The organism is Spiribacter vilamensis (assembly GCF_004217415.1).
Taxonomy (GTDB): Bacteria; Pseudomonadota; Gammaproteobacteria; order Nitrococcales; family Nitrococcaceae; genus Spiribacter; species Spiribacter vilamensis.
On the sequence record NZ_SHLI01000001.1, the window covers coordinates 196,123 to 214,779 of the forward strand.

Consider the following 18,657-nt stretch of genomic DNA (forward strand, 5'->3'; position numbering starts at 1 on the left):
GCATGAGAGGATTTGATGAGCGGTAAAACCCTCTACGACAAGCTCTGGGATGCCCACATCGTTCGCGATAATGGTGACGGGACGGCGCTGCTCTACATCGATCGGCAGCTGGTCCACGAGGTCACCTCGCCGCAGGCATTCGAGGGGCTGCGGCTTGCCGAACGGCCCCTGTGGCGGGTCAATGCCAACCTCGCCGTGGTCGATCACAATGTCCCGACCACCAACCGTGCCAACGGCATCGCCGATCCCATCTCCGCGCTGCAGGTCGAGACACTCGGTCGCAACTGCCGCGAATACGGCATCACCCAGTTCGGGCTGATGGACCGGCGACAGGGCATCGTGCATATCATCGGTCCGGAACAGGGCGCTACGCAGCCCGGTATGACCGTGGTCTGTGGCGACTCGCACACCTCGACGCACGGCGCGCTGGGCGCACTTGCCTTCGGTATCGGCACCTCCGAGGTCGAGCATGCGCTGGCGACACAGACCGTGGTGCAGGCGCGCTCGAAGCGCATGCTGATCCGCGTGGATGGCCGGCCGGGGCCCGGTGTGACCGCCAAGGACATCATGCTTGCGATTATCGGCAAGATCGGCACCGCCGGTGGCACCGGCTATGCCGTGGAATACGGTGGCGAGGCGATCCGCGCCCTGCCCATGTCCGGGCGGATGACGATCTGCAACATGTCCATCGAAGCGGGAGCGCGCTGCGGCATGGTGGCAGTGGACGACACCACCATTGAATACCTTCGCGACCGCCCCTATGCGCCGAAAGGCGAGATGTGGGACCAGGCCGAGGCGTACTGGCGGGCGCTGGTGAGCGATGAAGACGCCGAGTTCGACCGGGTCGTGACACTGGATGCCGCCGAGATCAAGCCCCAGGTGTCCTGGGGCACCTCGCCGGAGATGGTCGTCCCGGTGGACGGGGTCGTGCCCGATCCGGCCGCGGAGCCCGACGAGACCCGGCGTGCCGGCATGGAGCGGGCACTGGAATACATGGGGCTCAAGGCCGGGACACCGATCCGCGAGATCCGCCCGGAGAAAATCTTCATTGGCTCCTGCACCAATGCCCGCATCGAGGATCTGCGGGCCGCGGCCCGAATCCTCCGCGGCAAGCGGCTCGCCCGGGGGATTCGCGAGGCCATGGTGGTGCCCGGGTCGGGGCTGGTGAAATGGCAGGCCGAACAGGAGGGGCTCGATCAGGTGTTCAAGGCCGCCGGGTTCGAATGGCGTGATGCCGGCTGCTCGATGTGTCTGGGCATGAATCCCGATCGACTCAGCCCGGGCGAACGCTGTGCCTCGACCTCGAACCGGAATTTCGAGGGGCGTCAGGGCGGTGGTGGCCGAACCCATCTAGTGAGCCCCGAAATGGCGGCGGCGGTGGCTGTTGCCGGGCATTTTGTCGACATCAGAGAGCTGGAGCAGTAGGCGATGGAACCACTCACCCGAGTCAACGGCCTGGTCGCGCCGCTCGACCGGTCCAACGTCGATACCGACGCGATCATCCCCAAGCAGTTTCTCAAGTCGATCCATCGGACGGGGTTTGGCCCGAACCTGTTCGACGAGTGGCGCTACCTCGACGAGGGACAACCGGGACAGGACTGCAGCGATCGCCCGATCAACCACGATTTCGTGCTCAACCAGTCCCGCTACGGGGGCGCCAGCATCCTGCTGACCCGCGCCAACTTCGGCTGTGGCTCATCGCGCGAGCATGCGCCCTGGGCGCTGGCGGACTTCGGCTTTCGGGTGCTCATCGCACCGAGCTTCGCCGATATCTTCTACAATAACTGCTCGAAGAACGGGATCCTCCCCCTCACGCTGCCGGCCGAGACGGTGCAGGCGTTGTTCGAGGCGACCTGGGCGCAACCGGGTTATTCACTCACGGTCGATCTGCCATCGCAGTCGGTGACAACGCCGGATGGCACCCGGCACGAATTCGAGATCGATCCCCACCGCAAGCACATGCTGGTGGAGGGGCTCGACGAGATCGGGGTCACCCTCAAGCATGCGGAAGAGATTCGTGCCTACGAGCAGCGTCAGCGCCAGGTTACGCCCTGGCTGTTCGCCGACGTGGAGCCGACATGACCCACCGGATCCTGATGCTGCCGGGGGATCATATCGGCCCCGAGATTGTTGCCGAAGCCGATCGGCTTCTGCAGGCCCTGATCAGCGACTTCGGGCTGGATGCCACGCTTGAATATGCCCATCTGGGCGGGTGCGCCGTTGACGCGGAGGGCGAGCCGTTCCCGACCTCTACGCGGCGGCTTGCCGAGGCCGCCGATGCGATATTGCTGGGAGCCGTCGGCGGTCCCCAGTGGGATGGGTTATCCCGGGACAAGCGCCCGGAAACGGGACTGCTCAACATCCGCTCGACGCTGGGTCTGTTCGCCAATCTGCGCCCGGCGATACTCTTCCCGGAGCTGGTGGACGCCTCGTCGCTGCGCCCGGAGGTCGTGGCCGGGCTTGATATCCTGATTGTCCGCGAACTGACCGGGGGGATTTATTTCGGTCAGCCACGCGGGTTGAGAACGCGCGACGACGGGATTCGCGAGGGCTTCAACACACTGGTCTACGGAGCCGACGAGATCGAGCGCATCGGTCGCACCGCGTTCCGGGCGGCGATGCAACGCGGTGGCCGGTTATGCTCGGTGGACAAGGCCAACGTGCTCGAATCCAGCGAGCTCTGGCGCGAGGTGATGACATCCATCGCCCCGGACTATCCCGACGTCGAACTCAGTCATCTCTATGTCGATAACGCGGCGATGCAGCTGGTGCGCGACCCCAAACAGTTCGATGTCATTGTCACCGGTAATCTCTTCGGCGACGTGCTGTCGGACTGCGCGGCGATGCTGACCGGCTCGATCGGCATGCTGCCATCCGCCTCGCTCGATGCAGCGGGCCGAGGGCTCTACGAACCCGTCCACGGATCCGCGCCGGATATTGCGGGCCAGGGCGTCGCCAACCCGCTGGCGACTCTGCTTTCGGTGGCTATGCTGCTGCGCTACAGCCTGAACGAAGGTGCGCTCGCTGACCGCATCGAGCAGGCGGTCGGCAGCGTGCTCGCCGCCGGGCAGCGAACGGCCGATCTTGCCGCCGACCCGAAACGGGCGCTCGGGACCCGGGCGATGGGTGACGCCGTCATCAATGCCCTGTATCGCTAGCGACACATTCGATTCTTTCTGGGGGTAACCATGCATAAGGTAGGTTTCGTCGGCTGGCGCGGCATGGTCGGCTCGGTGCTCATGGATCGCATGCGCCACGAGCATGACTTTGCCGATATCGAGCCGGTCTTTTTCTCCACATCCCAGACCGGCCGCCCGGGACCGGATGTCGGCAAGCCGGTTGCCGAGCTTCGCGATGCCCATTCGCTCGAGGCGCTCGCGGAGATGGACATCATCGTTACCTGCCAGGGCGGCGATTACACCGGTGCCGTTTATGACGATCTGCGCCGGGCCGGCTGGCGCGGCTACTGGATCGATGCCGCCTCGACGCTGCGTATGGCCGATGACAGCATCATCGTGCTGGATCCGGTCAATGCCAGTGTTATCCGCCAGGGGCTCAGCGACGGCGTTCGGACCTTCGTCGGTGGCAACTGCACGGTCAGTCTGATGCTCATGGCCATTGGCGGGTTGCTGGAACATGACCTCGTCGAGTGGATTGCGCCGATGACCTACCAGGCCGCCTCGGGCTCCGGCGCGCAGCACATGCGTGAGCTCCTGCGGCAGATGGGCTACCTGCATGATGCCGCGGGCAGTCGACTCGACGACCCCTCTGGCGCGATTCTCGATATCGATCGCGATGTCAGCGCGGCGCTGCGAAGCGAGGACTATCCCGCCGATCACTTCGGCGTGCCATTGGCCGGCAGTCTCATCCCGTGGATTGACCAGCCCATGGACAGCGGTCAGAGCCGGGAGGAGTGGAAAGCGGGCGTCGAGACCAACAAGATCCTCGGTCGTCATACCAATCCGCTGCCCATCGACGGGCTCTGTGTCCGGATCGGGGCGATGCGCTCGCACGCCCAGGCACTAACGATCAAGCTGCGCCGGGATGTCCCGCTCGCCGATATCGAGGCGATGCTGGCCGAGGCCAATGACTGGGTAAGCGTCGTACCCAACGAGCCGGCGGCCAGTCAACGGCAGCTGACACCGGCGGCGGTGAGCGGTGGGCTGGATATCCCGATTGGCCGGCTGCGCAAGCTCGCGATGGGAGGCGAGTATCTGTCCGCCTTCACCGTGGGGGACCAGCTGCTGTGGGGGGCCGCCGAGCCGCTTCGGCGAATGCTTCGGTTACTGGTGGAGAACTGATGTGGCGTGCGGTCGTCCTGAGCGCCCTGTTGCTGGTGGCCCTGCCATCGGCGCGGGCGCTGGAACTGGGCGACTTGCAACTGGACTCGGCGCCCGGGGCACCGCTGTCGGGCACCCTGGCGATTTCTGATACCGAAGCCGTTGCGGTTAACCGGCTCGAGGTCGGCCTTGCCAGCGAACGCGCGCATGCCGAGGCCGGTATCAACCCGGCAGCGTTGCCGACGACGCTGGCGCTGAGACGGAGCGAATCGGCACCGGACAGGATTGAGGTGATGACCGCCAATCCACCGGGGCTGGCAGAGGCCGGGGCAACGCTCGAGTTCCTGGTGCGGCTGCGCTGGCCGGAGGGGCAGATCCTGCGCCGTTACCAGGTGGAAAGCGACGGGACGGCGTTACAGGGCAGGGCATCGTCGAGCGCGCGTTACGGTCCGACCCGGCGCAACGATACGCTCTACAGTATTGCCGAGCAGCTGCGCCCCCGGGCGGTCACCAACAATCAGATGATGCTCTCGCTGCTGGCCGAGAACCGCGCCAGCTTCAATGCTAACAACGTCAATGCGCTTCAACGCGATGCCTTTCTGACGGTGCCGCGTGGCGAAGCGCTCGGATTCCCGGATGAATCGACGGCCACCCAGCGCGTGCTGGCCCAGCAAAGGGCCTGGCAGACAGACCAGCGGTCAGTGGTGGAGACGGGACCGACTTCAATATCCGAATCCGCGCCGCCCCCGGAGCCGACAGAGTCCGCTGAGCCCTCCGGCGATGTTCGCCCTATGCTGGAGCTACTGCCGGCGGACGCGGTGGCAGAGCGGAGTCAAGCGGTCAGTGAGGCGCTGGCGCCCTTGAAGTCACAACTGGACCGTCTCGAGACGTCCAATGAATCTTTGAGCGCGCAGAACCGCTCCCTCCAGGCGACGCTGTTACAGCTCCAGTCGGATGTTCTGCGGCTGGAGGGGCTCCTCGAGCAGTCCACATCGGCGTCGCGTCCGACCGCTTCCGCGCCGACCGCCGCCGTTCCTACGGAAGAGGCTGCCGACAATGTAACGGCCGCGATGGTCAAAGCGTGGCTGGTCGATCAGGCACGAGCCGCCATCGACAACCCGCATTCCACACTCAGGATGCCCTGGGCACAGTGGACGCTGGGGGTGACAGCGTTCGTGCTGCTGCTGATCCTGTTCCGGATGCGACAACGGCGACGCGCCCGGCAGGCAGCGGCCGCCGCCATGCCCTCGCACTGGCAGCCATCGCTCAATGAGACCCGGGTGCGACCACTCGACGATGCGCCCGAGGATCCGCTCTCACGGGCGAGCGAATTAATCGCCTACGGGCAGCTCGAGGGGGCACAGTCGATCCTCGACGAGGCCCTGGGAGAGGAGCCGGACAGCATCGACCTGCGAGTCAAGCTCCTTGACGTGCTGGCCATGCAGGACGATCGGATCGGCTTCGAGTCCGAGGCCCATGTCCTGCAGGCGCAGATCAACGATCCCGAGGACGAGCGCTGGCAGCGGGTCGCGATCCAGGGGCGGAGACTGTCACCGGACTACCCGCTGTTTCAGGCATGACCCGTCTCGCAATCGGCGTCGAGTATGACGGCGCCGCCTACAGCGGCTGGCAGCGTCAGCACCATGCCGACTCTGTTCAGGGGCACCTCGACAAGGCCCTGGGTGCGATCGCCCGCCACCCGATCGACACCGTGGCGGCGGGGCGGACCGATGCCGGTGTGCATGCCTGCGAGCAGGTGGTTCATTTCGATACCGACGCGAACCGCCCCGACCGTGCCTGGGTCAAGGGTGTCAATACGCACCTGCCGGATAATATCGGAGTGCGCTGGATCGCCTATCCCGGGGACGATTTCGATGCCCGACGCAGTGCTACCTCGCGGGTGTATCGGTATCTTCTCATCGACAGCCCCGAGCGGCCGGTGCTGTTGCGCGATCGCGTTGGCTGGACCTTCCGAGCCCTGGAGACCGTACCCATGCAGCAGGCCGCCGAGTCGCTGACTGGCGAGCATGACTTCAGTAGCTTCCGCGCTTCGGCGTGTCAGGCCCATCATCCGATTCGCCGCGTTGATGCGTTGACGGTCATGCGATACCGGGGGGTGATCATGGTGGATATCCGGGCGAACGCCTTCCTGCATCATATGGTCCGCAATATCGTGGGGACACTGATGGCGGTGGGGACCGGTGAGCGGCCGGTCGAGTGGGTGAGTGACGTTCTCGCGGCGCGGGACCGCCGTCGCGCGGGAATTACGGCGCCGGCGCCGGGTCTATATCTCGTGGGTGTGCGGTATCCACTGCGGTTCGGGTTGCCGGGGCCGCCGGCCGGACCGGTTTTTGCCCCGGCGTGGGGCGACGGGTAGGATATGAATGTGAGGTGTCGGGTAAAAATCTGTGGCGTGACGCGGCCCGAGGATGCGGTCATGGCCGCCGAGGCAGGGGCGGACGCCATCGGGCTGGTGTTCTACCCGCCCAGCCGGCGCCATGTGACGGCGGATCAGGCCTCTCGAATCGTCGCGTCACTGCCTCCGATGGTGACGGCGGTGGGGCTGTTTCTGGATGCCGACGCCGAGCAGGTCCGGGCCATAACCTCGCAGGTGGGGCTGGATCTGTTGCAGTTTCATGGCGCCGAGTCGCCAGCTTTTTGTGAACGATTCGGTTACCGCTACATGAAGGCGATCGGGATGGCCGGTGGCGATCCCTGGTCCATCGCCCGTGACCATCCCGGGGCTGCCGGCCTGTTGCTCGACGGTCATCCGCCGGGCGCTGCAGGGGGGAGTGGCGAGGCTTTCGACTGGGGTCAGCCGCTGCCTGCCAGTCACCGAATCATCGTCGCCGGCGGGCTTCGCGTCGATAATGTCGCCGAGGCCGTCAAAACCATTCGGCCCTGGGGCGTCGACTGCAGTAGCGGTGTCGAGTCCGCCCCCGGGATCAAGGATCGGCGCCTCGTCGCCGCCTTTATTGAAGAGGTCTATCGTGTCCAACGTTATCCAGGCGATTGAAGCCCCCGCCGATTTCGGCGAGTTTCCCGATCCGCTCGGGCATTTCGGTCCCTACGGCGGTCGATTCGTCCCCGAACTGCTGATGGCACCGCTCGAAGAGCTCGCGTCGGCGTACGCGCATTTTCGGGCGGATCCGCAGTTCCAGGCGGAGCTCTATGCCGATCTGCAGTATTACGTCGGCCGGCCCACGCCTCTTTACTTCGCCCGGCACTGGACCGAGCAAGTCGGTGGGGCGCAGCTCTACCTCAAGCGCGAGGATCTGGATCACACCGGTGCTCACAAGATCAACAACACCATGGGCCAGGCGTTGCTCGCCTCGCGCATGGGCAAACGCCGAATCGTGGCCGAGACCGGGGCCGGTCAGCATGGCGTCGCGACCGCGGCGGTCTGCGCGCGACTCGGCATGGAATGCATCGTCTACATGGGTGCGGAGGACGTTCGCCGACAGTCGGTCAACGTCTACCGGATGCGCCTCATGGGGGCGAAAGTCGTGCCGGTGGAGTCCGGGACGCGCACCCTCAAGGATGCGCTTAACGAGGCTTTCCGTGACTGGGCGGCGAACGTGGATGACACCTTCTATATCATCGGCACCGTCGCCGGACCGCATCCCTACCCCGAGATGGTGCGCGATTTCCAGGCAGTCATTGGTCGCGAGACCCGGGAACAGTGCCTGGAGCAACACGGACGGTTGCCGGACGCACTCGTTGCCTGCGTGGGCGGCGGTTCCAATGCAATCGGCATGTTCCATCCGTTCCTCGGTGATACGGGCGTCGAGATCTACGGGGCCGAGGCCGGCGGTGAGGGCGTAGAGACCGAGCGCCACGCAGCGCCCCTGTCGGCCGGTCGCCCTGGTGTCCTGCACGGCAACCGGACCTATCTCATGGAAAACGCGGATGGGCAGATTATGCCCACCCACTCGGTTTCCGCCGGACTGGACTATCCGGGTGTCGGGCCCGAGCACGCCTGGCTCAAGGACACGGGACGTGTGCGCTATGTCGCCGTGGACGATAACGACGCGCTGGCGGCCTTCCATGGACTGGCGCAGCTCGAGGGGATCATCCCGGCACTGGAAACCGCTCACGCCATCGCCTACGCCGAGAAGCTCGCCGCGCAGATGGATCCGGATCAGATTATCGTCATCAATTGCTCGGGCCGCGGTGACAAGGACATCGACACCGTCGCCGAGGTAGAGGGAGCGGACCTATGAGTCGCATCGCACATCGTTTCGCCCAGCGTCGCGCCGAACAGCGAAAGGCGCTGGTCACGTATGTTACCGGCGGAGATCCGCATCCCGAGGCCACCGTCCCGATCATGCACCGGCTGGTGGGCGCCGGTGCCGATATCATCGAGGTCGGCATGCCGTTTTCCGATCCGATGGCGGATGGACCGGTAATCCAGTCCGCCTGTGATCGCGCGCTCGAGAACGGCACCGGTCTCGCCGGTGTGCTCGAGATGGTTCGCGCTTTCCGAAGGACGGATAACGATACCCCGGTGGTGCTGATGGGTTATCTCAATCCGATCGAACAGATCGGCTACCAGTCGTTTGCCCGCGATGCCGCGGCGGCGGGTGTCGATGGTGTGCTGACGGTGGATTTGCCCCCTGAAGAGGGTAGCGAGTTCGTTGCGGCGCTGACCGCGCATGATCTCGATCCGATCTGGCTGATCGCGCCCACCACTCGCATGGAGCGAGTCAATGCCATCTGCGACCAGGCCCGAGGATTCGTCTACTACGTCTCGCTCAAGGGGGTTACCGGTGCCGGCACGCTGGATATCGACGACGTGGGCTCCCATGTCGACACCATCCGCGAAGCCACGCAGACCCCGGTGGGCGTCGGTTTCGGCGTCCGCAGCGGCGATGACGCCGCGCGCCTGGGGCAGGTGGCCGATGCAGTGGTTGTCGGTACCGCCATCGTCTCGCGGATCGCCGAGAATGTGGGCGACGATGCCGCGATCGGCGATGCGGTCCATGCCATCACGCAGGAGTTGCGGCAGGGACTGGACTCGCCGCTGGTGGAGTCCGCGCCTTGAGCTGGTTTGAAAAGCTCATGCCCTCGCGGATCCGGACCGAGGGCGGGCGCAGTCACAGCATTCCCGAGGGGCTCTGGACCAAGTGCGAGGCTTGCAACTCGGTACTCTATCGGCCGGAGCTCGAGCGCAACCTGGAGGTATGCCCGAAATGCGCGGCCCACATGCGCATCGGTGCGCGACGGCGGCTCGAAGTCTTCCTGGACGAAGCCGGGCAGGAGGAGATCGGGGCCGAGCTACAACCGGTGGATACCCTTCGTTTCAAGGACACCAAGCGCTACAAGGATCGGCTCGCCCAGGCCCAGCGGACTACCGGAGAGCGTGACGCGCTGGTCGCCATGAAAGGGACGCTCGTTGCTCAGCCGGTGATCGCCGTCGCATTCGAGTTTCGTTTCATGGGTGGCTCCATGGGGGCGGTGGTTGGCGAGCGCTTTGTCCGTGCGGTCGATCAGGCCCGCGAAACCGGCTGCCCACTGGTCTGTTTCAGCGCCAGCGGTGGGGCGAGAATGCAGGAGGCCCTGTTCTCGCTGATGCAGATGGCAAAGACCAGTGCGGCACTGAAGCGCCTGTCCGAATCCGGTGTCCCGTTTGTCAGCGTCCTCACGGATCCGACCATGGGGGGTGTCTCTGCCAGCCTGGCGATGCTGGGTGATGTCATCGTCGCCGAGCCCGGGGCGCTGATCGGCTTCGCGGGTCCACGCGTGATCGAGCAGACCGTCCGCGAAACGCTCCCCGAGGGTTTCCAGCGCAGCGAGTTTCTGCTCGAGCACGGCGCCGTGGATCTGATCGTCGATCGACGCGAGCAGCGCATGCGCATCGCGTCGCTGCTCACAATGCTTACGCAGGCACCGGCGCCGCAGCAGGCCGCTGTCGGCCAGGGCTGACCCGGCGCAGTGGCGCCGACGACGCTCGACGGCTGGCTGGCCTGGCTGGAGAGGCTGCATCCCCGCGAGATCGAACTGGGTCTGGGCCGCATCGGCAGGGTGGCCCGGCGGCTCGATCTACCGGCGGAGCAGGCCCCGTTAATCACGGTGGCCGGCACCAATGGCAAGGGCAGCACCGTCGCCTGCCTGGAATCGATGTTGCGGGCCGGTGGCTACCGCCCCGGCGCCTTTACCTCACCGCATCTACTCGCCTATAACGAGCGCATCCGGATCGATGGCGAACCGGTGGACGACGAGGCCATCCTCGATGCCTTTCGGGCGATCGATCGCGAACGCGGCGAAATCACGCTGACCTATTTCGAGTTCGCGACACTAGCCGCCGTCTGGTGTTTCCGGGAAGCGGGGGCCAGCCCCTGGATCCTGGAGGTCGGGCTCGGTGGCCGGCTCGACGCCACCAATTGCCTCGACGCCGATGTGGCAGTGGTTACTGCGATCGATCTGGATCACATGGAATGGCTTGGCAATACGCGGGAGGCAATTGCGACCGAAAAGCTGGGCATCGCCCGACCGGGTCGGCCGATTATCTGTGCCGATCCGGACCCACCGTCACCGGTTGGCGAAACGGCCCGGGCGCTGTCGTCACCGCTCCATCAACTGGGTCGGCACTACCATTACCGGGCGACGGTAACGGACTGGTCGTGGTGGAATGACCAGCGCGTTTTCGACCACCTGCCACGTCCCCACTGGATGGGCGAGGATGCGCTTGCCAACGCGGCGGGTGCGATCGCCGCTATTACCGACGGACTGCCGGCGCTTGATCTCGATGCAGAGAGCATCGCACGTGGGCTCGCGAATGCGCATATTACCGGTCGTCAGACATGGGTGCCGGGGCGCGGCGCCGGATGGCTGCTCGATGTGGGGCATAATCCGGCCGCCATCGATCTGCTCGCCCGCCGGCTCGAGGGCTTTCGTCAGCATGGGCGTGTGCGGCTCGCCTTCGGCCTGATGGCCCGCAAACCGCTGGGCGCGCTTATCGCCCGGTTGGCCCCGGTTGTCGATGAGTGGTTCGCGCTCTCGCTCGATGATCCGCAGAGTTTTTCAGCCGATGCCATCGAGCGGGCGCTGGATGACGCGGGGCAGGCGGTAATCGGGCAGGGTGATGCGCGATTGGCCCGATCAATACTGGAAGCACGGGCCGAAGCGGATGATCTGTCGGTCGCGGCCGGGTCGTTCCGGGTGGTCGAGGCCTTCATGCGGGCGGGCGTCGTCCCTTGCAACCACCGCGTCAGCGGCCGAGACTAGCGACGTGGGATAACGCGGAGCACGCAGTTGGAGCAGCGGATCAAACAGCGGCTGGTCGGAGCGGTGGTGCTCGTGGCCCTCGGTGTCATATTCCTGCCTATGCTGCTGAGCGGTCCGGTGGAGCGGACCCGCGTCGATATCCAGCTGGACATGCCCGCCGAGCCGGTGCTGGATGACGCCCCGGCGCTACCCGACGGATCGACTGTCGAATCACCTCAGCCCGGCCGTGCGCTGGCCGACCAGCCAGCGCTGGGCGAGGGCGATGCGGTTCCGGATCCGGCGCCGGCGCCCGTGAGTCCTGATGCCGGCTCCGCTTTCTATGTCCAGGTCGGTGCCTTTGGCAGTCTCGATAATGCCCGGCGGCTTGCCGGCCGCCTTACCGATGACGATCTGGACGTGCGCATCGCCGAAGACGACCGCGAGGGCCGGTTGCCCTACCGGGTTCAGGTCGGACCCCTCGACAGTGAGGCGGCGGCGGAGCAGATGGCCCAGCGCCTGGCCGATGGCTTTGACCTGCCCGGATTTATCGTCGAGCCGTGATGGATCGACTGCTACAATAGTGAAGTTATGACACCGTTGAACTGGCTTGATCTTGCGTTTATCGGGGTTATTGCCCTGTCGGTGCTCATCGGTGTAATCCGCGGCTTCGTCCGCGAGGTGATATCCGTCCTTGTCTGGGTGGCGGCTTTCTGGATTGGCGCCCGTTACAGCGCCCAGGTCGGGGAGTATCTCTCGCCGTGGCTGGCATCGTCGATGTTGCGGCTGGTGGCAGGGTTTGCGGGCCTGTTTATCCTCACCCTGCTGGTCGGCGCACTGATCAGTTACACCGCGCGGGTGCTGGTGGGCCGCACCGGGCTGACCGGGACCGATCGACTGCTGGGCGTGGTGTTCGGTGCGCTGCGGGGGTTGCTGCTCACCGGCGCGGTGGTGCTGGGCGCCGGCCTGACCGCGATTCCGGGCGAGGCCTGGTGGCAGGAATCGGTTATTGCCCAGGGCTACCGGCCCTGGGTCTGCCATGCCCGGGTCGGAAGCTGGCTGGATCAGGCGCAGCAGATGCCCGGCGTGGCCCGGGCACCCGTCAACAGCGCGGCGGCCTTTGCCTACTGGGAGGCCTACTGCCAGATCAATTCGGAGCAGAATAGCGATAGCGGGAGCTGAATCTATGTGTGGTGTAATCGGCATGGTGGCCCGAAATCCGGTCAACCAGGCCCTCTATGATGGCCTGACGGTCCTCCAGCACCGTGGCCAGGATGCCGCGGGGATCATGACGTTCGATCGTGGCAGACTGCATCTGCGCAAGGACAATGGCCTGGTTCGCGACGTGTTCAGCACCCAGGACATGATGCAGTTGCAGGGGAACATGGGCATCGGGCATTGCCGCTATCCGACGGCCGGCTGTGCCAGCGCCGCCGAGGCCCAGCCGTTCTACGTCAACTCACCCTATGGTCTGAGCATTGCGCATAACGGCAATCTCACCAACGCCGAGGACATTAAACGGGATCTGTTCCTGGAAGATCTCCGCCATATCAACACCACGTCCGATTCCGAGATCCTGCTTAACGTCTTTGCCCACAAACTCGCCGAGCTCGGCAAGCTTCGGGTGAGCGAGTCGGACATCTTCGATGCCGTGAGCGGCATACACGAGCGCTGTCACGGCGGCTATGCCGCGGTGGCGATGATCAATGGCTACGGCGTGCTCGGGTTCCGCGACCGCAAAGGCATCCGGCCGCTGTGTTTCGGCAGTCGCGAGACCGACGCCGGGGTCGAATACATGATCGCCTCGGAGAGCGTGGCACTCAACGTGCTCGGCTTCCGGCTGATCCGGGACGTGGCCCCCGGAGAGGCGGTATTCATTGATCTGGAAGGCAATCTGCACACCCGCCAGTGCGCCTCGGAAACCCAGCTCTCGCCCTGCATCTTCGAGTATGTCTACCTGTCGCGGCCCGACTCCATGCTTGATGACGTCTCGGTCTACAAATCGCGTCTCCGGATGGGACGCATGCTGGCCCGGAAGATCAAGCGTGAATGGGCGCATCACAATATCGATGTGGTTATCCCGATCCCGGATACGAGTCGAACAAGCGCGCTGGATCTGGCCAATGATCTCAACCTCCGCTACCGCGAGGGGTTTATCAAGAATCGCTACATCGGCCGGACTTTCATCATGCCGGGACAGGCGGTGCGCGAGAAGTCGGTGCGCCAGAAGCTCAACCCCATCGAGCTTGAGTTCCGTGGCAAAAACGTCCTCCTGCTCGATGACTCCATCGTGCGTGGCACAACCTCGGAACAGATTATCGAAATGGCCCGCGACGCCGGCGCCAACAAGGTCTTCTTCGCCTCTGCAGCGCCGCCCGTGCGCTATCCCAATGTCTATGGAATCGATATGCCGGCGGCGCACGAGCTGCTCGCCCACGACCGGTCGGTGGAGGAAATCCGCCAGACCATCGGTGCCGACGGCATGATCTACCAGGATCTGGAAGATCTGAAAACGGCGGTTCGAGAAGGCAACCGCGATCTTCAGGCATTTGACTGTTCCTGTTTCGACGGCAAGTACGTCACCGACGACATCAGTGTCGACTACCTCCTCCGGCTCGAAGCCGAACGCGGTGAAGCAGCCCGGCAGGTCGGCCACGAGAGCACCGCGGTCAACGAGCTGGGGCTGGTGCGCTCTTGACCCGGGGCGAGGACACAACGGGGCTCCGGGCCGGCTGGGAGCGGACACCGGAGCAGGAGCATTCGGAGGCGATATTTCCCACCTCCAGCTTTACTTTCCGCAGCGCGGCCGAGGCCGCTGCGCGGTTTGGTGGCGAGGAATCCGGGAATATCTACTCGCGCTTCACCAACCCCACGGTACGCGCCTTCGAGACCCGACTGGCAGCGATGGAGGGCGGCGAACGGGCCATCGGTACGGCCTCGGGGATGGCGGCGATCCTCAGCCTCTGTATGGGGCTGCTGCGTACCGGCGATCACGTAATCTGCTCGCTTGGCGTGTTCGGGACCACCGCCTCGCTTTTCGCCAACCAGCTCTCGCGTTTCGGGGTCACTACTGATTTCGTCTCGCCCACGGATGTCGAGGCGTGGGCGAGGGCGATGCGGCCGGAGACGAAGCTGCTTTTCCTGGAAACCCCCTCGAACCCCCTTACCGAAGTGGCGGACATCCGGGCGTTGGCCGATCTGGCCCACGCCCACGATGCGCGGCTGGTGGTGGATAACTGCTTTTGCACGTCGGCACTGCAGCGCCCGCTGGACTGGGGCGCCGATATCGTCTCGCATTCGGCGACCAAGTACCTGGATGGCCAGGGGCGCTGCGTGGGCGGTGCGCTGGTCGGGGATGCGGATACGCTTGATCGGTACGTTTTCCCTTTCCTGCGAACGGCCGGCCCGACCATGAGCCCGTTTAACGCCTGGGTTTTTCTCAAGGGACTGGAAACGCTCAACCTGCGCATGCGGGCCCACAGTGACCAGGCGGCGGCGCTGGCGGAATGGCTACGCTCGCATCCGGCCGTGAGTCGCGTCTTCTACAGCGGACTCGCCGATCACCCCCAGCATGACCTCGCCGCCCGTCAGCAAAAGGCGTTCGGCGGCATCGTCTCCTTCGAGGTTGCGGGTGGCCGTGCGGCCGCATGGGAGGTCATCGATCGTACCGAAATGCTCTCCATCACCGCGAACCTGGGCGATGTCCGCACGACCATTACCCATCCGGCCAGTACCACCCACGGCCGGGTGCCGGTGGATCAGCGCGAGGCCATGGGTATTCGCGAGGGCCTCGTTCGCATCTCGGTCGGGCTCGAGGATCTGGCCGATATACAGACCGATCTCGACCGCGGATTATCGCGCCTCAAACCGACCAACTGAACGCCACCCTACTGAATGTTGTCTGGCCCCCGCTTGAACCGCCGGCGGGTGTTACGTACTGTTTAACGCAACGAAGCCATTGCGGAGCAGTATGAAAAGCCAGCTGAAAAGCTACAAGTCCCTCTCCGATGTCCCGCGCATATCGGTGATCCGCTCCGATTCACTCCCCTCACGCGGCCGCCAGCAGGCGATGCAGCGATGACTACCAAGATTTCCGTCGATAACCTCTACAAGGTCTTCGGGCCCAATCCCGACGAGGGCATGCGCCTGCTCGGGGACGGGTACGAAAAGGACGCGATCTTCGAGAAGACCGGTAATACCGTGGGCGTTCAGCGGGCCTCCTTCGACATCGAAGAGGGCGAGATCTTCGTGATCATGGGGCTTTCCGGCTCCGGCAAGTCCACCATCGTGCGGATGTTCAACCGCCTGATCGATGCGACCGCCGGCCATGTGTACGTCGATGGTCGCGATGTCACCGCCATGCCGCGGAACGAGCTCATCGATCTGCGTCGGCACGAGATGAGCATGGTCTTCCAGTCATTCGCCCTGATGCCGCACAAGACGGTGCTGCAGAACGCCGCCTTCGGTCTCGAAGTAGCGGGTGCCGATCGGGAGACGCGCGAAGGGCGTGCGCTTCAGGCGCTCGAGCAGGTCGGACTGAAGCCCAATGCGCAGAGCTATCCAGACGAGCTATCCGGCGGCATGCAGCAGCGCGTCGGTCTTGCCCGCGCGCTCGCGGCCGATCCGTCCATCATGCTCATGGATGAGGCCTTCTCGGCGCTCGATCCGTTGATCCGGACCGAAATGCAGGACGAGCTCGTGCAACTGCAGCGTGACAACCGTCGCACGATCGTTTTCATTTCGCATGACCTTGATGAGGCGATGCGTATCGGCGATCGCATCGCGATCATGCAGGGCGGACGGGTTGTACAGGTCGGTACGCCGGAAGAAATCGTTACGCAGCCCGCTAACGAATACGTTCGCTCCTTCTTCTACGGGGTTGACGTCACCCGAGTGTTCTCCGCCGGCGATCTCGCCGATCGTCGCCAGGTAATGGTCTTCGACCGGCCGGGCACGAGTCTCCATGCGGCGCTGGAACGGCTGCATGCCAATAATCGCGACCTCGGGGTGGTACTGGACACGGATCAGCGCTATCAGGGAACAGTCACTGCGGATTCACTCAGGCAGGCGATGGATAGCGGTAGTGACGGCGGCTTCCGGGCGGCATTCCTGGAATCGGTGACGTCGATGGCGGCGGAGACACCGCTCAATGAAGTGGTGACCCAGTCGGCACGCACCGGCTATCCCCTGCCCGTCATCGATACCGACGGTCGCTATGTGGGAAGCGTCAGCCGCACGGCTGTCCTCAAGACACTGGATCGCTCAGGAGAGTAATAATGGCGTCTGATCTGCGGGAAATGATCGATATTCCCATCGGGGACTGGGTGGAAGGCGGCGTGGAATGGGTCCGTTCGACCCTGGCCGGGCCGCTGGATGGCTTCGCCACCGGTGTCGGGTTTGTTGCCGATGGCCTCGAGAACACGCTGCTGTTTCTCCCGGACTTCGTGCTCGGTCCGCTTCTGGTCGCATTGGCCTGGAATCGGGTTGGTTGGCGCTTCGGTATCTTTGCGGCCCTGGCGCTCTTCCTTGTCATGGGCATCGGTCTCTGGGAGGAGACGATGCAGACACTGGCGCTGGTGATCGGCGCGAGTCTGATTGCTCTGGCGGCCGGGCTTCCGCTGGGAATCACGATGGCCCGCCGGGACTCGGTGGCCATGGTTGTTCGCCCGATCCTCGACTTCATGCAGACCATGCCGCCCTTCGTCTATCTCATTCCGGCGGCGATCTTCTTCGGTCTGGGCAAGGTGCCGGGCACCATTGCCACCGTGATCTTTGCGATGCCGCCGGCGGTGCGCCTGACGAACCTGGGTATCCGCCAGGTCAGTCAGGAGAACGTCGAGGCGGGACTCGCGTTCGGGTGTACCCGCCGCCAGCTGCTCTACAAGGTGCAGGTCCCCCTGGCGATGCCGTCGATCATGGCGGGCGTCAACCAGACCATCATGCTTGCCCTCTCCATGGTGGTGATCGCCTCCATGATCGGTGCCGGTGGTCTGGGTAACACCGTACTGACGGGCATTCAGCGGCTGGATGTCGGCCTCGGGTTCGAAGGCGGGCTGGGCGTTGTCATTCTCGCAATCCTGCTGGATCGGCTAACGCAGAGCTTCGGCCTGCGCCGTGGCAAGGATTGATGTTTCCGATGCAATGGAAGAAAGGAGAAGACTCTATGTTTAAGCAATCAACTCGACTTCTTATGACCGGAGCCCTGGGACTGGCCGTGGCAAGCGGTGCCCAGGCTCAGGACGACACGATCGAGATTGGCTGGACGGCCTGGTCCGATGCGGAATTCGTGACAAAGCTCGCGTCCCGGCTTATCAATGAGAACACCGACAAGTCGGTAGAGCTGATCCAGACGGACATCGCGCCGCAGTACCAGGGCATCGAGACCGGTGACATCGATGCAATGATGATGTCGTGGCTGCCGGCAACGCACGAGGACTATTACGAGAACGTCGCAACCGGCGTTGAAAACCTCGGCGTGCTCTACAATGGTGCCAAACTGGGCTGGATCGTGCCGGACCATGTCCCGGAGGAAGAGCTGAACTCGCTGAGTGATCTCAGCAAGGACTCCGTTCAGGACAAGCTCGACGGGACAATCACCGGGATCGATCCGGGGGCCGGACTGACCCGGCTCTCCGAAAAGGCTATCGAAGAATACGGCATGGACGATTACAGCCTGCAGACCTCGAGCGGTGCCGGCATGACGGCCGCGCTGGAGCGGGCCACGACTCGCGACGAGTGGATTGTCGTGACCGGCTGGAGCCCGCACTGGAAGTTCGGTGCCTATGATCTGCGTTACCTGGAAGATCCGGAAGGCGTACTCGGTGGACCGGAACGGGTCCATATTCTTGCCCGCGAAGGCTTCGACGCCGATTACCCGGAAATCTCCCAGGTCCTCTCGCGCATGTACCTGTCACTCGAGAAACTCCAGGGCTACATGTTCGAGGCGCGCGAGGGTTCCTACGAAGAGGCGATTACACGCTTCATCGACGAAAACCCCGAGCAGGTCGACTACTGGCTGACCGGCGAGTTCTAATGGATGGTGCATACGCACCCTGATCGGTTGAACCGATCGATACACACCCCGCCGCGCGCGGGGTGTTCTGTTTTACACTCTCGGCATGTGGTTACGTCGACGCCCGCGGCCTGATATTCACGATACCGATCCGGCCTGCCG

Annotated in this window: 18 protein-coding genes; all 18 read left to right on the top strand. The window is 64.4% G+C overall.

Annotated features, from left to right (window positions below):
* Window positions 1-15 precede the first annotated feature (15 nt).
* The 18 genes from leuC (at window position 16) to EV698_RS01165 (ending at window position 18,516) form a co-directional block, all read left to right on the top strand.
* Window positions 16-1,425 (top strand): 3-isopropylmalate dehydratase large subunit, encoded by a 1,410-nt coding sequence (leuC, locus tag EV698_RS01080; RefSeq protein ID WP_130502333.1) that lies wholly within the window; start codon window positions 16-18, stop codon window positions 1,423-1,425.
* Window positions 1,426-1,428: 3 nt separating this feature from the next.
* The gene (gene leuD, locus EV698_RS01085) at window positions 1,429-2,082 is read left to right on the top strand and encodes a 3-isopropylmalate dehydratase small subunit (RefSeq protein ID WP_130502334.1); all 654 of its coding nucleotides are present in this window, start codon (window positions 1,429-1,431) and stop codon (window positions 2,080-2,082) included.
* Complete coding sequence (gene leuB / locus EV698_RS01090) at window positions 2,079-3,158, top strand: 3-isopropylmalate dehydrogenase (RefSeq protein WP_130502335.1); 1,080 nt, start codon at window positions 2,079-2,081, stop codon at window positions 3,156-3,158. The genes leuD and leuB overlap by 4 nt, the downstream gene beginning before the upstream one ends.
* A gap of 30 nt (window positions 3,159-3,188) precedes the next feature.
* Window positions 3,189-4,301, top strand: coding sequence for an aspartate-semialdehyde dehydrogenase (gene asd, locus EV698_RS01095; protein WP_130502336.1), 1,113 nt, complete (start codon window positions 3,189-3,191; stop codon window positions 4,299-4,301).
* Complete coding sequence (locus EV698_RS01100; protein ID WP_130502337.1) at window positions 4,301-5,860, top strand: type IV pilus assembly protein FimV; 1,560 nt, start codon at window positions 4,301-4,303, stop codon at window positions 5,858-5,860. The genes asd and EV698_RS01100 overlap by 1 nt, the downstream gene beginning before the upstream one ends.
* Window positions 5,857-6,657 (top strand): tRNA pseudouridine(38-40) synthase TruA, encoded by an 801-nt coding sequence (truA, locus tag EV698_RS01105; protein WP_130502338.1) that lies wholly within the window; start codon window positions 5,857-5,859, stop codon window positions 6,655-6,657. The genes EV698_RS01100 and truA overlap by 4 nt, the downstream gene beginning before the upstream one ends.
* 9 nt (window positions 6,658-6,666) lie before the next feature.
* A complete protein-coding gene (locus EV698_RS01110; RefSeq protein WP_239016164.1) occupies window positions 6,667-7,296 on the top strand; it encodes a phosphoribosylanthranilate isomerase in 630 nt (209 codons plus the stop codon).
* Complete coding sequence (trpB, locus tag EV698_RS01115; RefSeq protein ID WP_239016165.1) at window positions 7,271-8,503, top strand: tryptophan synthase subunit beta; 1,233 nt, start codon at window positions 7,271-7,273, stop codon at window positions 8,501-8,503. Before EV698_RS01110 ends, trpB begins: the two co-directional genes overlap by 26 nt.
* On the top strand, window positions 8,500-9,324 hold the full coding sequence (gene trpA / locus EV698_RS01120) for a tryptophan synthase subunit alpha (RefSeq protein WP_130502340.1): 825 nt from the start codon (window positions 8,500-8,502) through the stop codon (window positions 9,322-9,324). Before trpB ends, trpA begins: the two co-directional genes overlap by 4 nt.
* Window positions 9,321-10,205 carry an acetyl-CoA carboxylase, carboxyltransferase subunit beta gene (accD, locus tag EV698_RS01125; RefSeq protein ID WP_130502341.1) on the top strand — a complete coding sequence of 295 codons (885 nt, stop codon included), beginning with the start codon at window positions 9,321-9,323 and terminating at the stop codon, window positions 10,203-10,205. Before trpA ends, accD begins: the two co-directional genes overlap by 4 nt.
* Window positions 10,206-10,214: 9 nt before the next feature.
* A complete protein-coding gene (locus EV698_RS01130; RefSeq protein ID WP_130502342.1) occupies window positions 10,215-11,507 on the top strand; it encodes a bifunctional folylpolyglutamate synthase/dihydrofolate synthase in 1,293 nt (430 codons plus the stop codon).
* A gap of 27 nt (window positions 11,508-11,534) precedes the next feature.
* Entirely contained in the window at window positions 11,535-12,047 is a 513-nt protein-coding gene (locus EV698_RS01135) for an SPOR domain-containing protein (RefSeq protein ID WP_130502343.1), read from the top strand.
* A gap of 27 nt (window positions 12,048-12,074) precedes the next feature.
* The gene (locus EV698_RS01140; protein WP_239016166.1) at window positions 12,075-12,665 is read left to right on the top strand and encodes a CvpA family protein; all 591 of its coding nucleotides are present in this window, start codon (window positions 12,075-12,077) and stop codon (window positions 12,663-12,665) included.
* 4 nt (window positions 12,666-12,669) lie between these two features.
* Window positions 12,670-14,181 carry an amidophosphoribosyltransferase gene (gene purF, locus EV698_RS01145; protein ID WP_130502344.1) on the top strand — a complete coding sequence of 504 codons (1,512 nt, stop codon included), beginning with the start codon at window positions 12,670-12,672 and terminating at the stop codon, window positions 14,179-14,181.
* Window positions 14,178-15,362, top strand: coding sequence for an O-succinylhomoserine sulfhydrylase (locus EV698_RS01150; RefSeq protein WP_130502345.1), 1,185 nt, complete (start codon window positions 14,178-14,180; stop codon window positions 15,360-15,362). The genes purF and EV698_RS01150 overlap by 4 nt, the downstream gene beginning before the upstream one ends.
* 198 nt (window positions 15,363-15,560) lie before the next feature.
* Entirely contained in the window at window positions 15,561-16,757 is a 1,197-nt protein-coding gene (gene proV / locus EV698_RS01155) for a glycine betaine/L-proline ABC transporter ATP-binding protein ProV (RefSeq protein WP_130502346.1), read from the top strand.
* A 14-nt stretch (window positions 16,758-16,771) separates the two neighbouring features.
* The gene (locus EV698_RS01160) at window positions 16,772-17,611 is read left to right on the top strand and encodes an ABC transporter permease (protein ID WP_130503961.1); all 840 of its coding nucleotides are present in this window, start codon (window positions 16,772-16,774) and stop codon (window positions 17,609-17,611) included.
* A gap of 35 nt (window positions 17,612-17,646) precedes the next feature.
* Window positions 17,647-18,516: a glycine betaine ABC transporter substrate-binding protein gene (locus EV698_RS01165; RefSeq protein WP_130502347.1), complete on the top strand. Its 870-nt coding sequence runs from the start codon at window positions 17,647-17,649 to the stop codon at window positions 18,514-18,516.
* Window positions 18,517-18,657 lie beyond the last annotated feature (141 nt).

Excerpts from the sequence above, each read along its gene's own strand:
- leuC (WP_130502333.1), top strand. The coding sequence starts at position 16 with ATGAGCGGTAAAACCCTCTACGACAAGCTCTGGGATGCCCACATCGTT.
- leuD (WP_130502334.1), top strand. The coding sequence starts at position 1,429 with ATGGAACCACTCACCCGAGTCAACGGCCTGGTCGCGCCGCTCGACCGG.
- leuB (WP_130502335.1), top strand. The coding sequence starts at position 2,079 with ATGACCCACCGGATCCTGATGCTGCCGGGGGATCATATCGGCCCCGAG.
- asd (WP_130502336.1), top strand. The coding sequence starts at position 3,189 with ATGCATAAGGTAGGTTTCGTCGGCTGGCGCGGCATGGTCGGCTCGGTG.
- EV698_RS01100 (WP_130502337.1), top strand. The coding sequence starts at position 4,301 with ATGTGGCGTGCGGTCGTCCTGAGCGCCCTGTTGCTGGTGGCCCTGCCA.
- truA (WP_130502338.1), top strand. The coding sequence starts at position 5,857 with ATGACCCGTCTCGCAATCGGCGTCGAGTATGACGGCGCCGCCTACAGC.
- trpA (WP_130502340.1), top strand. The coding sequence starts at position 8,500 with ATGAGTCGCATCGCACATCGTTTCGCCCAGCGTCGCGCCGAACAGCGA.
- EV698_RS01140 (WP_239016166.1), top strand. The coding sequence starts at position 12,075 with ATGACACCGTTGAACTGGCTTGATCTTGCGTTTATCGGGGTTATTGCC.
- purF (WP_130502344.1), top strand. The coding sequence starts at position 12,670 with ATGTGTGGTGTAATCGGCATGGTGGCCCGAAATCCGGTCAACCAGGCC.
- proV (WP_130502346.1), top strand. The coding sequence starts at position 15,561 with ATGACTACCAAGATTTCCGTCGATAACCTCTACAAGGTCTTCGGGCCC.
- EV698_RS01165 (WP_130502347.1), top strand. The coding sequence starts at position 17,647 with ATGTTTAAGCAATCAACTCGACTTCTTATGACCGGAGCCCTGGGACTG.